The organism is Demequina sp. NBRC 110054 (genome assembly GCF_002090115.1).
Classification (GTDB): Bacteria; Actinomycetota; Actinomycetes; order Actinomycetales; family Demequinaceae; genus Demequina.
The window spans coordinates 1-14,639 of sequence record NZ_BBRK01000005.1 but is presented as its reverse complement, the minus strand read 5'-3'; the positions used below and the strand labels follow the sequence as shown (position 1 = coordinate 14,639).

Annotated in this window: 16 protein-coding genes; 4 read left to right on the top strand and 12 right to left on the bottom strand. The window is 71.0% G+C overall.

Annotated features, from left to right (window positions below; genetic code table 11):
- Window positions 1–66: 66 nt before the first annotated feature.
- Entirely contained in the window at window positions 67–1,050 is a 984-nt protein-coding gene (locus tag B7K23_RS09340; RefSeq protein ID WP_084126310.1) for a DUF6976 family protein, read from the bottom strand.
- Window positions 1,051–1,076: 26 nt separating this feature from the next.
- Window positions 1,077–1,298 carry a hypothetical protein gene (locus tag B7K23_RS09335; protein WP_084126308.1) on the bottom strand — a complete coding sequence of 74 codons (222 nt, stop codon included), beginning with the start codon at window positions 1,296–1,298 and terminating at the stop codon, window positions 1,077–1,079.
- A gap of 195 nt (window positions 1,299–1,493) precedes the next feature.
- Here B7K23_RS09335 and B7K23_RS09330 point away from each other — a divergent pair, with 195 nt between their 5' ends.
- From B7K23_RS09330 to B7K23_RS09320, 3 genes are read left to right on the top strand one after another with little or no spacing between them, the layout of a single operon-like run.
- Window positions 1,494–2,459 (top strand): heme A synthase, encoded by a 966-nt coding sequence (locus B7K23_RS09330; RefSeq protein ID WP_143338219.1) that lies wholly within the window; start codon window positions 1,494–1,496, stop codon window positions 2,457–2,459.
- Window positions 2,459–3,691 (top strand): threonine ammonia-lyase, encoded by a 1,233-nt coding sequence (gene ilvA, locus B7K23_RS09325; protein ID WP_143338218.1) that lies wholly within the window; start codon window positions 2,459–2,461, stop codon window positions 3,689–3,691. Before B7K23_RS09330 ends, ilvA begins: the two co-directional genes overlap by 1 nt.
- A gap of 1 nt (window position 3,692) precedes the next feature.
- The gene (locus tag B7K23_RS09320; RefSeq protein ID WP_159451374.1) at window positions 3,693–4,334 is read left to right on the top strand and encodes a YbhB/YbcL family Raf kinase inhibitor-like protein; all 642 of its coding nucleotides are present in this window, start codon (window positions 3,693–3,695) and stop codon (window positions 4,332–4,334) included.
- Here B7K23_RS09320 and B7K23_RS09315 read toward each other — a convergent pair.
- The 10 genes from B7K23_RS09315 to B7K23_RS09275 are packed head-to-tail and all read right to left on the bottom strand — an operon-like array spanning window position 4,324 to window position 14,126.
- Entirely contained in the window at window positions 4,324–4,971 is a 648-nt protein-coding gene (locus tag B7K23_RS09315; protein WP_084126302.1) for an NUDIX hydrolase, read from the bottom strand. The genes B7K23_RS09320 and B7K23_RS09315 overlap by 11 nt on opposite strands.
- Before the next feature lie 3 nt (window positions 4,972–4,974).
- Window positions 4,975–6,663 (bottom strand): CTP synthase, encoded by a 1,689-nt coding sequence (locus B7K23_RS09310; protein ID WP_084126300.1) that lies wholly within the window; start codon window positions 6,661–6,663, stop codon window positions 4,975–4,977.
- Between the two features lie 52 nt (window positions 6,664–6,715).
- Window positions 6,716–7,639, bottom strand: coding sequence for a copper transporter (locus tag B7K23_RS09305; RefSeq protein ID WP_084126298.1), 924 nt, complete (start codon window positions 7,637–7,639; stop codon window positions 6,716–6,718).
- The gene (gene steA / locus B7K23_RS09300; RefSeq protein WP_084126296.1) at window positions 7,639–8,811 is read right to left on the bottom strand and encodes a putative cytokinetic ring protein SteA; all 1,173 of its coding nucleotides are present in this window, start codon (window positions 8,809–8,811) and stop codon (window positions 7,639–7,641) included. Before steA ends, B7K23_RS09305 begins: the two co-directional genes overlap by 1 nt.
- Before the next feature lie 5 nt (window positions 8,812–8,816).
- The gene (gene recN / locus B7K23_RS09295; RefSeq protein WP_084126294.1) at window positions 8,817–10,505 is read right to left on the bottom strand and encodes a DNA repair protein RecN; all 1,689 of its coding nucleotides are present in this window, start codon (window positions 10,503–10,505) and stop codon (window positions 8,817–8,819) included.
- Window positions 10,506–11,381 carry an NAD kinase gene (locus B7K23_RS09290; protein ID WP_084126292.1) on the bottom strand — a complete coding sequence of 292 codons (876 nt, stop codon included), beginning with the start codon at window positions 11,379–11,381 and terminating at the stop codon, window positions 10,506–10,508. It abuts the gene before it with no gap.
- Complete coding sequence (locus B7K23_RS09285) at window positions 11,381–12,226, bottom strand: TlyA family RNA methyltransferase (RefSeq protein WP_200809817.1); 846 nt, start codon at window positions 12,224–12,226, stop codon at window positions 11,381–11,383. Before B7K23_RS09285 ends, B7K23_RS09290 begins: the two co-directional genes overlap by 1 nt.
- A 7-nt stretch (window positions 12,227–12,233) precedes the next feature.
- On the bottom strand, window positions 12,234–12,404 hold the full coding sequence (locus B7K23_RS15735) for a hypothetical protein (RefSeq protein ID WP_159451373.1): 171 nt from the start codon (window positions 12,402–12,404) through the stop codon (window positions 12,234–12,236).
- Between the two features lie 4 nt (window positions 12,405–12,408).
- Window positions 12,409–13,422 carry an HAD-IIA family hydrolase gene (locus B7K23_RS09280; protein ID WP_084126288.1) on the bottom strand — a complete coding sequence of 338 codons (1,014 nt, stop codon included), beginning with the start codon at window positions 13,420–13,422 and terminating at the stop codon, window positions 12,409–12,411.
- Window positions 13,419–14,126: a hypothetical protein gene (locus B7K23_RS09275; protein WP_234996483.1), complete on the bottom strand. Its 708-nt coding sequence runs from the start codon at window positions 14,124–14,126 to the stop codon at window positions 13,419–13,421. The genes B7K23_RS09280 and B7K23_RS09275 overlap by 4 nt, the downstream gene beginning before the upstream one ends.
- A 6-nt stretch (window positions 14,127–14,132) precedes the next feature.
- On the opposite strand from B7K23_RS09275, the gene B7K23_RS15840 reads away from it, so the two are divergent.
- Window positions 14,133–14,639: hypothetical protein (locus tag B7K23_RS15840; protein ID WP_200809841.1), on the top strand; the 507-nt coding region annotated here is incomplete at its 3' end.

The window sequence follows — 14,639 nt, the reverse complement described above, 5'->3', positions numbered from 1 at the left end:
CTCGAAGGGGCGCATTGCGGCGGACCCGCCGCGCTCAGGGGGGGAGGGAGCGCGACGAGTCGCCGGCTACTCGTGGATCGTCAGATACACGAGGGTCTGGTTGAGGAGCTGATAGGCGATCTCACCGAAGGTGACGGGGCCGACGATGTCGCCGGTCTTCTTGCCCTCGAGCTCCGAGTACAGGTAGTTGAGGATGCAGTTGCACGAGAACGTCGGGACGACGGTGCCCGCCGGAAGATGCGAGTTGAACTCCGCGACGTAGTCCCCGACCGGCGACGCCAGCCTGTACTCCACGCCGCTGAACACCGGCGCATACAGGTCCACCGCGCCCCCGCCCTCGGGCACGGACTGGAACGAGACGTTGATCATCGCGCCGAAGTAGTCGGCGACGAGGGGCAGGCGCGTGTCGTGCCCGATCTCCTCCAAGTACGTCGAGAAGACCTTCGGCTCGCCGTCGACCCAGACGGTGTCCTGGGAGAACCCCGTCTTCGTGAAGGTCAGGGTCGCGCCGTCGCCCTGCTGGAACAGGTTGACGATGTCGGCGCTCGCGAGCACGCCGTCGGCGAGCTGTGCGTGGAGCACCACGGCCCGGTCGGCGTTGGCCGACTCGCCCGAACCAGCGAAGGTCTTCGCCTCCGCCGACGCGAGATCGTCGAGGTGCACGCCGGCGACCCAGCCGACGACGGGACGGTCGAACAGTCCCGGGAAGTCGGCCGCCTCAGCGGCGTAACGCGAGTGGGCCTCGCTTCCCGCGGGCACGATGATGATGGAGAAGCCTGTCTCGAACGCATCGTCCGTGAGCGTGGAGAGCTCGTCCGCCGCATAGCTGCGGACCGCGACGTCCGTCACCTGCGACGGCAAGGTGTCGACGTGCAGGAGGTCGCGCGTGGTGCGTCCGCCGTCGGACGTCATGAAGTAGGGGATCGTGCCCCCGATCCATCGGCCCTCGGGCAGCTGCGCGAGCAGGGCCTCGTCGCCGGCGATGAGAAGCGGGACACCGGTGGCGATCTTCGCGACCGCCTCGTCCAGGGTGTGCAGGGTGCCAGTCATGTGGGAAGTCCTTTGCTTGTCGGGTTTCAGCCGAAGATGGTCTGGAGGTCGGCCGCCGCGAGCCGCTCGTTCTTGACGAAGAATCCATGCACCTCGCCGATCGCGGCGTCGCGCTCGGCTGGCGTCTTGGGCGCGCTGCGCGCGATGCGCTGCATCATGATCTTCAGCGCGAGCGCCTGATAGGCGTGGGCTCCTGGATCGTCGATGAGCCTCTGCCACCGAGGGTCGTTGGTCTGCGGGATTGCCATGAGGGCTCCTTCTGCGGCCGCGCCGTCGCGGCCAAGCCAATGTGTGGACAGCCACCGAATCGGCCCGCCTCTGCCCGTTTGTAATGTTTTGGAAACGTGGAGTACAACCGGTTCGACGGATTGCCAGGGCAGACAGCCCCTATCCCTCGCAAGATCGCTGGATCCGCGTGCTCCGCGCCCGCCTACACTTGACCGGTGAGCACGACCGACCAGTCCCCCGCGGCGCAGAAGCCGCTCCCAGCCCGACTCCTTCGCGGGGGCGCCGACTTCCTCGGCCGCCACGCGCGCGGGCTGACGATCGCCAACATCCTCACCCAGTCCGGGATCATCGTGACCGGCGGGGCCGTGCGCCTCACCGGCTCGGGCCTCGGCTGCTCGACCTGGCCCCAGTGCGAGCCGGGCGAGTTCACGCCCGAGCTGCACGCCGAGGCGGGGATCCACCCGTTCATCGAGTTCGGCAACCGCACGCTCACCGGTGTCCTGCTCATCGTCGCGCTGCTGCTCGCGATCGGCGTATGGAACTCCCGGCCCGATCTCAAGTGGTGGGGACTCGTGCCGGGCATCGGCGTCATCGCGCAGGCGGTGCTCGGAGGCATCACCGTGCTCGTCGAGCTCCACCCGCTCGTCGTCGCCCCTCACCTGCTCCTGTCGATGCTGCTCGTGTGGCAGGCGGTCTGGCTCGCGCTCGCGTACCGCAATGCGCCCCGACGCGTCGGCAATCCCCTGGCACCGGCGCGCTGGGCGTCCGTCGTCCTGCTCGCGGGGGTGCTCTTCGTCGGCGCGCTGACGACGGGCGCGGGACCGCACTCGGGTGACGCCGACACGACCGAGCGCCTCGCGCTCGACCCTGCACTCGTGGCGAGGGCCCACGCGATGACCGTGTGGGCATTCGTGGCGGTGCTCGCGTTCCTCGTGTGGCGACTGTGGCGCGACCGCTCGGAGGGCGACCGAGACGAGGTGCGCAAGGCGTGGGTCGTGCTCGTCGCGATCACGCTCGCGCAGGCGGCGATCGGCTACATCCAGTACTTCACGGGCCTGCCCGAGATCATCGTCGGGATGCACCTGCTCGGAGCCGCCGCGCTCACCGCCGCGCATTCGGCGTTCTTCTCTCTCACGAAGCCCTCGGGGGCCGAGACCGCGGCAGCGTCGCAGGAGCGATGATGACCGGCCATGAGGTGACGCTCTCCCACATCGAGGCGGCCGCCGCCGCGCTCGAGGGCGTCGCCCAGCACACCCCCGTCGATCACGCGTCCTACCTCAGCGACCTGCTGGGTGTGCCGACCTACATGAAGCTCGAGAACCTCCAGCGCACGGGCTCGTTCAAGCTCCGCGGCGCGACGTACCGGCTCTCGCGACTCTCCCCGGAGGAGCGCGCCCGCGGTGTGGTCGCCGCCTCGGCGGGAAACCATGCCCAGGGCGTGGCCTTCGCGGCCCAGCAGCTCGGGATCGACGCGACGATCTTCATGCCGCTCGGCGCCCCGGTGCCCAAGCTGCTCGCGACCAAGAACTACGGCGCGACCGTGGTCACCGACGGCGCGACGGTCGAGGAGTGCCTCGCGCTCGCCCACGCGCATGCCGAGCGCACGGGCGCGGTGATGATCCATCCGTTCGACCACGCGGACGTGATCGCGGGCCAGGGCACGATCGGGCTCGAGATCCTCGAGGACGTGCCCGACGCCGACACGATCCTCGTGCCCGTGGGCGGAGGCGGCCTCATCGCCGGCATCGGCGCCGCGGTCAAGGAGCTCGCCGAGATCCAGGGACGACGGATCAGGGTCATCGGCGTGCAGGCCGAGGCGACGGCGTCCTACCCGCCCTCACTCGCCGCGGGTCACCCCGTCACGATCGAGCGTCACGCCACGATCGCCGACGGGATCGCGGTGGTCCGGCCCGGCGACCACACGTTCCCGCTCGTGCGCGACCATGTGGACCAGATCGTCACGGTGAGCGAGGACGACCTCGCGAAGGCGGTCCTGCTCCTGCTCGAGCGCACCAAGCTCGTCGTCGAGCCCGCCGGGGCGGCCGCCGTCGCCGCGATCCTCGGCGGCCACGTCGCACCGAGTGGGACGACGGTCGCGCTGATCTCCGGCGGCAACATCGACCCGCTGCTTCTGCAGCGCATCATCGCTCACGGGCTCGTCGCCTCGGGCCGCTACATGACGCTGCGCGTGCCGCTCCCCGACCGTCCCGGCCAACTCGCACGGGTCTCCGAGGTGCTCGCCGAGGTCGGCGCGAACGTCATCGAGGTCCTCCACACCCGCCACGACCTCGGACTTACACTGAACGATGTGGTGCTGCAGCTCAGTGTCGAGACGCGGGGACCGAACCATCAGGCCGAGGTCCTGGACGCGTTGCGCGCCGCGGGCTTCACGCCGGAGGTCGCGGGCGGCTGACATGGCTGCGGCGCGGCGGAAGCGGACCATCCTCGGAGGGCTCGCGATCGGCGCGCTCGCGACGACGATGCTCGCAGGCTGCGGGGGCGACGACACAGTCACCGACCAGGAGTCGGCACCCGTCAACCCGACCACCGCCCCGACAGGCTCCCCCGTCGACGTCGACCCGTCCGAGACCACCGCATCGTCCCTGTCCCTGACGTCCCCCGACTTCGACGACGGGGCCGCCCTGCCCGACTCCGCCTCAACGACGGCATTCGGCGGACAGTGCGACGGCCCGAACACGAGCCCCGCGCTCTCCTGGTCGGGCGCGAGCCAGGACGTCGCGTCATACGCGCTCGCGATCGTCGACGTGGACGCCTCCGACTTCGTGCACGCCATCGTGATCGACGTGCCGGCCGACGCCTCGGGCGTCGACGCCGGCGCCTGGGACGAGCTCGGCATCGACGGCGCGACCGACGCGGGCACCACCGGCTACTTCGGGCCGTGCCCGCCGTCGGGCACGCACTCCTATGTGTTCACGGTGTACGCGCTCGACTCCATGCTCGGACTGTCCGAGGGCTTCGCGTACAACGAGGCCGTCGACGCGATGGTCGGTCACGTGCTCGGCGAGGCCTCGCTGACGGGAACGTTCAGCGGATGAGGCGCGTCGCCTCGGGACGCAACCAGGGAGCGTCGGCCGCGCGCAGCGACGCGTAGCCGTCCCTGCGCGCGCGGTCCGCCGCGAGCAGGCCCGCGACCGCGGACGATGCGTGGATCCGGCCGTCGAGGATCGCGGCGACCGCATCGTCCAGGGGGACCCAGGCGCCGATCATGTCGGCCTCCTCGGCCTCGCGCTCGTGGCGCTCGTCCTCGGGGACGCTGCCGATGCCGCGGGCGAGGAAGACTCGCACCGCCTCCGACGTGCCGCCTCCCGAGGGGAAGTAGTCCACGAGCGTGTGCCACGTCTCGGCGGTGAGGTCGGTCTCCTCCGCGAGCTCGCGACGCGCGGCGTCGACGGGAGACTCGCCGGGCTCGTCGAGGAGCCCGGCCGGGGGCTCCCAGCACTCGGTCCCTACCGGGTGACGGTACTGACGCACCAGGTAGACCCTGTCGTGCTGGTCCATCGCGACGATGACGACCGCCCCGGTGTGACGCAGATAGTCGCGCGTGACGACGCCAGATCCGCCCAGATCGACCTCGTCGCTCGCGACCTCCCAGACCTTGCCCTCGAAGCGCTCATGCGTGGCGAGCACGGGGCGCGGCCCGGGAACGTCGGCGAGCGACGCGTCGTCCGTCACCTCTCAGGCCTCGGCGACCGCGGCCTCATCCGCGGGCGCCTCGCGCGCCGCGAGGGCGGCGCCGATCAGCCCCGCGAACAGCGGGTGCGCCTTCGTGGGCCGCGAGAGGAACTCGGGGTGCGCCTGCGTCGCGACGTAGTACGGGTGCACGTCCGCGGGTAGCTCGACGAACTCGACGAGCGAGCGGTCGGGCGACTCGCCCGACACGACGAGGCCAGCGTCCTCGAGCTGCTTGCGGTAGTTGTTGTTGACCTCGTAGCGGTGGCGGTGACGCTCGCCCACGGTCGTCGTGCCGTAGGTCTCCGCGGTCACCGATCCCGGGACCAGGACGGCCTTGTACTCGCCGAGGCGCATCGTGCCGCCGAGGTCTCCCTGGCCGTCGACGATCGCGAGCTGCTCCTCCATCGTGGCGACGACGGGGTGCTGCGTGTCAGGGTCGAACTCCGAGCTCGAGGCGCCCTCGAGCCCCACGACATTGCGCGCGTACTCCATCACCATGGTCTGCAGGCCGAGGCAGATGCCGAGCGTGGGCACCTTGTTCTCGCGCGCCCAGCGCAGCGCACCGATCTTGCCGTCGACGCCGCGCACGCCGAAGCCGCCGGGCACGAGCACGCAGTCGACGCCACCGAGCGCCTTCTGGGCGCCCTCGGGGGTCTGGCAGCCGTCGGAGGCGACCCAGCGGATCTTCACCTTGGCGTTGTGGTGGAAGCCTCCGGCACGCAGCGCCTCGCTGACCGACAGGTAGGCGTCGGGCAGGTCGATGTACTTGCCGACGAGAGCGACCTCGATCTCGTGCGCCGGGTGGTGGACGCGGCGCAGCACGTCGTCCCACGAGCCCCACTGGACGTCGTGGAACGGCAGGTCGAGGCGCCGGACGACGTAGGCGTCGAGGCCCTCGGAGTGCAGCACCTTCGGGATGTCGTAGATGCTCGGCGCGTCGATCGCGTTCACGACCGCGTCGGGCTCGACGTCGCAGAACAGCGCGATCTTGTTCTTGACCGACTGCGGGACCGGGCGGTCCGAGCGCAGCACGAGCGCGTCGGGCTGGATACCGATCGAACGCAGCGCGGCGACCGAGTGCTGGGTGGGCTTGGTCTTCTGCTCCCCCGACGGGCCGATGTACGGCACGAGCGAGACATGGAGGAAGAACACGTCGTCGCGGCCGACGTCGTGGCGCACCTGGCGCGCGGCCTCGAGGAACGGCTGGGACTCGATGTCGCCGACGGTGCCGCCGATCTCCGTGATGATCACGTCGATCTCAGGGCCCGCCTGCTCGCGCATGCGACGCTTGATCTCGTCGGTGATGTGCGGGATGACCTGCACCGTGTCGCCCAGGTACTCACCACGACGCTCCTTGGCGATCACCTGCGAGTAGACCTGGCCGGTGGTCACATTCGAGCTGGCCGAGAGCTTCACGTCGAGGAAGCGCTCGTAGTGCCCGATGTCGAGGTCCGTCTCCGCTCCATCGTCCGTGACGAACACCTCGCCGTGCTGGAACGGGTTCATCGTTCCGGGGTCGACATTGAGGTACGGGTCCAGCTTCTGCATCGTGACGCGCAGTCCGCGCGACCGGAGAAGTCGGCCGAGGCTTGAAGCCGTCAGGCCCTTCCCGAGGGAGGAGACGACGCCTCCCGTGACGAAGATGTGCCGGGTGACATGGTCCGTATTGGACGAGAATCTCGATCGCTCCACGGGCTTCAATCCTAACAGTCAGAACGGGTGCGCGTCGCCTCGGCCACGCCGATCATGAGGCGGACTCCTGGATGAAGGACGGCAGCAGCGTGCCGTCAGAGCCCGCGCCGTAGTGGCCAGAGCCCCCCGCGATCTGCTCCACGAGGGCGAGCGCGGCGGCGGTGCGGCCGTAGATGGTGCCGACCTGGGTCACGGTGCTGATCTGGGCGGTATCAGGCACGTTGCGAAGCGCCGAGGCAAGATCACCCGTGGCCGACCCCCCCTGCGTGGCCACGGTGCCATCGACATATCCGTCGAGGACGCCGACCACTCCCGCAAGCGTGTCCGAGGCCGCCGCGCGAGCATCCTCGTCATCGCCGCCGTCGCCGGAGACGACCACGATCGCGGTCGACGAGCCGGTGATCGTGCCCGTCACGAGGTCGGCCTGCTTGAGGAGATCGAGCAGGACGCTTGAGCCGTCCGAGTCGTCGCCCGTGGGCACGAGCGACTGCGCGAGCGCGTGCGCGAGCAGCCGATCCGAGGACGTCGTCGAGGGATCGACGTCCACGACCTGTCCCGCGAGCTGCTCCGCGAGCGCCGTCCTGAACGTGCTCTGGGTCGAGTCCGTCCAGGCGTCCTCAACGGTCACGTCGGCGCTGATCGTCGCGCCGGCCTTCACGAGGGCCTCGCGCGCCGACTCGACGCGAGAGTCTGACGGGTCGGACACGGACACGAGGGCGACATCGACGCCCTCGAGGGTGTCGGCGAGGAGGAACGCCTCGAGCTCGGCGGCGTAGGCGTTGCCGACCTCGGCCTCCGCCTGCGCGGTCTCGACCTCGGAAGCCGCGTCGTCGACCTGCTGCTCGAGCGTGTCGACGTCGTCGCTCAGGGACTGCACGAGCGCTGTGCGCATCGGCCCGGAACCCAGCACGATCCCGATGGCGAGAGCGAGGAAGACCGCGGCGAGGGACACCACGTGGTAGCGGAAGGACGTCATCAGGCGACCCCGATCCAGCCGCCGACGGTCTGCCAGAGGTCCTCGAACCAGGGCCTTCCTCCGGGCGTGGCCCAGAAGGCGACGCCGAGGGCGAGGACTGCGGACGCGAGCAGCGCGGCGACGACCCACCACGGGTACCGGTGGCGGTACAGCACGGCAAGGGCCTCCGCGTCGATGATCCGGTCGCTCGCCTGGAGCCTCGCGAGGAACGTCCCCGCGGCGCCTGTGGTCTGGTCGTGGGCGGCGGTCTCGAGCAGCTCCGTGAGCCGCGCGGGCACGCCGAGCGTCACGATCGACGCGGCACCACCCGCGTGCGCGAGCAGGATCGCGAGGTCCGCGCTGCCAAGGGTGGACACGACCCGCGAGTGCGCGAGGCCCAGCGGGTCGAGCCTGCTCGCGCCGGCGTCGCCTCCCGAGGGGTCGTGCAGCGAGATGTGCGACGCACGCTTGAGCGCCCGCTCCGACACGGTCTCGACATCGCCGAGCACGATCGCGGCGGGGTACGCGCTCTCCACCACGGAGTCCGCGGCCTCGGACACCGCGATGATCACGGGCCGGTGCTCGCGCAGGTACGGGCGCAGCGCGGCCAGGCGCTCCTTGTGCCGATATCCGGGCGCGACCACGACGACCTGCTTGCCGCTGAGGTCGACGCCGGTCTCCGGCAGCCCCTCCGCGTCGAGCAGGAGCGGCGCCTCGGCCTCGACCCTGTCCACGGCGTCGGCGGCGAAAGCCGCGAGCTGCACGTGCAGTCCCTCCTCGGCGGCCAGCATCTCCTCGCCGACCGATTCAGGGCTGAGGACGGTACCCCGCGCGAGCTCGTCGCCGTCGGCGCTCACCACGCCGTCAGCGCCGACCGTCACGTGGGTGCCGTCGGCAAGCGCCATGACAGCGCTGCCGGCCTCGTCGACGACGCGCAGGCCCGCGCCGACGAGGACCGCGGCCCCTCCCGCCGGGTAGCGGCCCGAGAGGGTGCGCTGGGTGTTGATGACGGCCGCGGGGCGGGCCTCGATCAGCTCCTCGGCGGTGCGGGAGTCCAGATCCATGAGGTCGAGCACGGCGACATCTCCGGCGCGGAGCCGCCGCAGCAGGGCGCGCGCGTTCGTCTCGAGCCTCAGCGGACCGGAGACCTCGCCCTCGGTCGGTGCGGTGTCTCGACGGGGGGTGGGCTTCATGTGGCTCATGGTGCCACGGTGGAGGCCTCCAGCAGCTCAAGCGCGTGGGCGCGTGCGGTGTCCGAGTCCTCGTGTCCCGACAGCAGCCGCGCGATCTCCTGCACGCGCACGTCGCCGGTCACCGCCGCGACCTGGGAGCGCGTGATCGATCCGTCGGTCGACTTCGCGACGACGACGTGCGTGTCGGCGAACGCGGCGACCTGCGCGAGATGCGTGACGACCAGCACCTGGTGGGTGCGCGCGAGCTCCGCGAGGCGCCTGCCGACCGACTGCGCGGCCTTGCCTCCGACGCCGGCGTCGACCTCGTCGAACACGAAGGTGTGGCCGGGGCGATGCGCGCCGCGGGCGAGCGCGACCTCGATCGCGAGCATCACGCGGGAGAGCTCTCCTCCCGAGGCCGCCTCCCCCACCGGGCGCGCGGGCGCGCCGGGATGCGCCGCAAGGGTCATGGTGACGGCGTCCGCGCCGGAGTGGCGCAGCTCGTCGGGCTCGACGTCGACGGCGAACTGCGAGTCGGGCATGGCGAGCTGCTCGAGCTCCGCGTTGACCGCGGTCGCGAGACGCGCGGCAGCCGCGACGCGCCCCTCCGTCACGCGCGCGGCGACATCTCGCACGCGGGCCTCCGCCCGCGCGGCCGCCTCGCGGCGGCTCTCGAGCCGCTCGTCCCACTCATCGTCCTCCGCGACCGTCTCAGCGGCGCGCAGCCGATACTCGAGAAGTCCGTCCATGTCGGCACCGATGCGGCGCATCAGGCCGGCGAGCGCGGACCGCCGGGTGAGGACCTCGTCGAGGCGAGCGGGGTCGGCGTCCATCCGATCCAGATACGAGGACAGCTCCATCGAGACGTCCGACGCGGTGTACGAGATCTCGGCGAGCCGCTTCTCGAGCTCATCGAGCGCGGGATCGTGGCGCGCCGCCTCGGCGAGCGCCCTGCGCGCGGCGTCGACCGCGATGACAAGGGTCAGCTCGGACTCCCCGTCGATCGCCTCGTGCGCGCCGGCCACGCCCGCACGCACGGCCTCGGAGTTCTGCAGCACCGCGGCCTCGGCGGCGAGCTGCTCGTCCTCACCTGGCTGGGGATCGACCTCGTCGATCGCGGCGAGGTCATCGCGCATGCGCGCGGCCTCCATGCGGGCCCTGTCGGCTCCCGACTCCATGCGCTCGAGCTCATCGCGCGCCTCGCGCCACGCGTCCCACGCCGCCGTGAACTCGCCGAGCACCTCGGCGTGCTTCGTGCCCGCGTACTCGTCGAGCAGCGCACGCTGGCGTGCCGCGCTGCGCAGGCGCTGCTGCTCCGACTGGCCATGCACCGTGACCCACGCGCCCGCGAGGTCCGCGAGCAGGGCCTGCGGGACCGTGCGTCCCCCGATCACGGTACGGGACCTGGTGGTCGCGCCGACGGACCGGCTCACGACCACCGTGCCGTCCTCGTCGAGCACGGCGCCCGCGTCCTCGAGACGGTCCGCCTGGTCGGAACCGGGCTCGACGTCGATCACGGCCTCGGCGAGCGCGGAGTCCGCGCCCGCGCGCACCGTCGCCGGCACGGCCTTCGAGCCGAGGATCAGCCCGAGCCCGGTGAGCACCATCGTCTTGCCGGCACCGGTCTCGCCGCTGACGACGGTGAGGCCCGGCCCCAGCTCGAGGCGGGCCGAGTCGATGACGCCGAGGTTCTCGATCGAGAGCTCGTGAAGCATCTAGTGACTCTCCCCCGCGACGCCGGGGGCCCGCACACGTCCGTCCTCGCGCCATCCCGTGGTGGGCAGGTGGAACTTGCGCACAAGCCGGTCGGTGAAGGGTGCGTCCGTAAGGCGCGCGAGCTTCACGCGTCCGGCCGAGTAGGCCACCTCGACGCGACCGCCGGGCTCGAGGTCCATGGTGCGGGAGCCGTCGAGAACGACGTGGCCAGCGGTCTCCGAATGGGGCACGACGGTGATCGTGTAGGTCGAGTCGGGACCGACGACGAGCGGACGCGCGAACAGCGCGTGCGCGGCGAGAGGCACGAGCAGCAGGCCCTCGACGCTCGGCCACAGGACGGGACCGCCTCCGGAGAATGCATGCGCGGTCGAGCCGGTGGCTGTCGCCACGACGATGCCGTCGCACCCGAAGCTCGAGAGCGGGCGACCGTCGACGGCCAGCGAGACCTCGAGCATCGTCCGGGGGTTCGCACGCTCGATCGTGGCCTCGTTGAGCGCCCAGCCGCTCTCGATACTTCCGTCGGGAGAGACGACGCTCACGTCGACCGTGCCGCGCTCCTCGATCGTGTACGCGCCGTCGGCGAGCCTCTGCGCGGCGTGTGCCACGTCGTCACGCTCGAGCTCTGCGAGGAAGCCGACGTGCCCGAGGTTGACGCCGAGGAGGGGGATGCCCGCGTCCCGCGTGAGATGGGCCGCGTGCAGCATCGTCCCGTCACCGCCGAGCACGAGCGCGGCCTCGATCGGCACGTCCTGCTCCATGTCGAAGACGGCGCACGTCTCGACGCCCGAGCTCTCGAGCGCGTGGCGTGCGACCTCGACCGCGGCGAGCGTGTCCTCGCGGTGTGGGTTCGCGACGATGAGGATCCGGCGCCCCATCACTCCCCTTCCTTGTCCGACGAGGACGTGACCTCGCGTGCGATCGCCGCCGCCTGCGCCTCGTCGTCGAGGACGGGCCATGCGGGCGCGGTCGCGTTCTGGTCACTAGCCTGCCATGCTCCGCCGACCCACACGAAGAACTCCACGTTCCCATGTGGACCAGGGAGCATGCTGCGCTCGACGTGGCGCACGACAAGGCCGAGCGCGCGCGCCTCCGCAAGCACCGCGGCCACCGCCTCGGCGCGGTCCGAGAGGCTCGTCACGACGCCGCCTGAGCCGAGGCGCTCACGGCCGACCTCGAACTGAGGCTTGACCATGAGCAGCATCTGGGCGCCCTCGCGCGCGAAGTCGACGAGCGCCGGGAGGACGATCTTGAGCGAGATGAAAGACAGGTCGGCGACCACCAGATCCACGCCCGCGCCCTCGGACGCGGACGTGAGGTCGCGCACGTTGACTCCCTCGCGAGCCGTCACCCTGGGGTCCGCTGCGATGCGCTCGGAGAGCTGTCCGTGCCCGACGTCCACGGCATGGACATGACCGATGCCACGCTCGAGCAGTACCTGAGTGAAACCGCCCGTCGACGCACCAGCGTCGAGCGCGGTCATGCCGCTGATGTCGAGGCCGAGCGGTGCCGTCGCGTCGAGCGCGCCGAGCAGCTTGAAGGCCGCGCGGGAGACGTAGTCCGTCTGCCCATGGACCTCGATCGACGTCACCTCGTCGACCATGAGGGCCGGCTTGGTGGAGACGGCGCCGTCGACGGTCACCGCACCCGAGCGGATGAGCTCCTGCGCATGCGAGCGCGAGCGGGCGAGGCCCCGCTCGGCGAGCGCGCGGTCGAGCCGCACGTCTCGCTCAGGAATCGTCGCGGAGACGATTCGCCAGCGACTCCTGGATCTTGTCGAAGAACTCCGCCTGCTCCTCCAGCGACTCCGGCATCTCGGTCACGGAGCGAAGCGCCTGCTTCACCTCCGGTGGGTAGTCGACCTCGCCCAGCGGCACGCGGTGATCGTGGATGTCAGCCATAGGCTCAGGCTACCCCGTGGGCGGGAAGCGCCTCAATGTTGAGTTCGCCACCCTCGTCCACGAAGCTCCATGCCGCGGCGCACGCCGCGCGGACCCGGTCGATGCGAGTGCCGCCCTCGGTCTCGAGCGCTCCGTCGACCACGCGGGCCCTCGCGTCCCGCACCGTCCACCAGCCGTCCACGAGGGCGGTCGAGGGATGCGGCTCGGCAAGCCCCGACATGTCATCGGAGATGTACACCGGACGCATCTCGGGCGCAGCGAGGATGGCCTCGCGGGCGCGGTCAACACCCGTGAGGACGAGCAGTCCCGCATAGCCAGCGGAACGCGCACCCATGAGGTCGGTGTCGAGGCGGTCGCCGATCATCATCGGGTTCTTCGCGTCTGCCTTCGCCGCCGCGAGGTGGAACATCGCCTTCTCGGGCTTGCCCGCGGCGGGAGGGATCGCGCCCGTCGCCTGCGCCACGGCGCGGACCAGCGAGCCGTTGCCAGGGGCGATGCCCCGCTCGTTCGGGATCGTCAGGTCGAGGTTGGTGGCGACGTGGACCGCGCCGCCCTGGACCGCGTAGGCGACCTCCGCGAGGTCGCGCCAGCGCAGGTCGGGGTTGAATCCCTGGATCACGGCGTCGGGCTTGTCGTCGGCGCTGTCGACCATCGCGAAGCCGAGCTCGCGGACCGCCTCGACGAGTCCGTCGCCGCCGACCACGAGCACCCTCGCGTCGGCGGGGACGAGCGTCGCGAGCAGCGCGGCGCCCGCCTGTGCGGCCGTCATGACCTCATCACGGGTGGTCGGCATGCCGAGCTCGGTGAGGTGCTCGGCCACGGTCTCGGGAGAGCGGTTGGCGTTGTTCGTCACGAAGACGACGCGCATGCCCGCCTCGCGGGCCGTCGCAAGTGCCGGAGGAGCGGTCGGGATCGCCTCAGGGCCGCGATACGCGACGCCGTCGAGGTCGACCAGTGCGACGTCGTGCTGCTCCTGCAGCGGAAGTTCCGTTCCCAGCAGCGTCGACGTCTCCGTCACTTGTCCTCCTTGTCAGCCGACTCCTCCGCCGGCTCGTCGGCTTCCATGGTCTCGTCGACGTCACCGGACGATGCGGGACCGCGGTCCTCGTCGTCGCTCGCCTCAATCTCGGCGTGGTCCTCGTCCTCGTCGTGGTCCTCGTCCTCTGTCTCGTCGACCCAGACCTCGGCCGTGTCGTAGAGGATCACATCGTCGAGGAACGGGTCCACGGGGACCTCGGGCTCGGGCACCTCGGCCTCGAGCGCCTCGGCCTCCTCGTCGCGTCCGAGCGAGCGAAGCACCTCGGCCTTCGCAGCGGAGATGCGCAGCCGCTGCGCCTCATCGACGGGCTTGAGACGGCCCAGGAGCACAAGGGCGGCCTCGCCCTCACCCAGGTCCATGCGCGCGCCGGCCACGACGACGTCGAGCTCGACCTTCGCCTCGGCGGACAGCCCGGAGGCGCCCTCCTCGCGTGCGATCTCGAGCGCTCGCTCCGGGCGGCCGAGCCCACGCTCGCAGTCCGCCATCAGGGGAAGGTGCTCGTTCGAGCCGTTGAGACGGCGCACGGTGCGCAGCTCTCGGAGTGCCTCGGCGAACCGTCCCGTCGCGTATGCCGTGAGCGCGGCCGCCTCGCGGACCACGTCGACGCGGCCCGCGCGCTGCGACGCCACCTGGGCGTGCTGGTAGGCGCGCTCAGGGTCGTAGTCGAGGAGTCGACCGGCCATCACGAGGTGACGGCCGACGTCCTCGGCATTGTCCTTGCTCAGAGTGCGAAGGCGAGCCTTGACCTCGCGGTCCAGCTCGTTGAAAGAGACCTCATCGGGGATCTCGGGGGCCTCGACCCGAGGACGCGTGGCGCGCTCGGCCTGTCCAGGTCGTGCGCCGCGGTCCCGGTCCGCCTGCGGACCTCCCAAGCCGCGTCCCGGACGGCCACCGCCGTCACGGTTGCCCCGGTAGCCACCCTCACGGTCACCGCGGTAGCCTCCGTCGCGGTCACCCCGGTAGCCACCCTCACGGCGCTCACCATCACGGTTGCCGCGGTAGCCACCCTCGCGGTCACCCCGGTAGCCACCCTCACGACGCTGACCGCCATCACGATTGCCCTGGTAACCACCATCGCGGTCACCCCGGTAACCACCCTCACGGCGCTCACCATCACGGTTGCCGCGGTAACCACCATCACGGTCACCCCGGTAGCCACCCTCACGACGCTGACCGCCATCACGATTGCCCTGGTA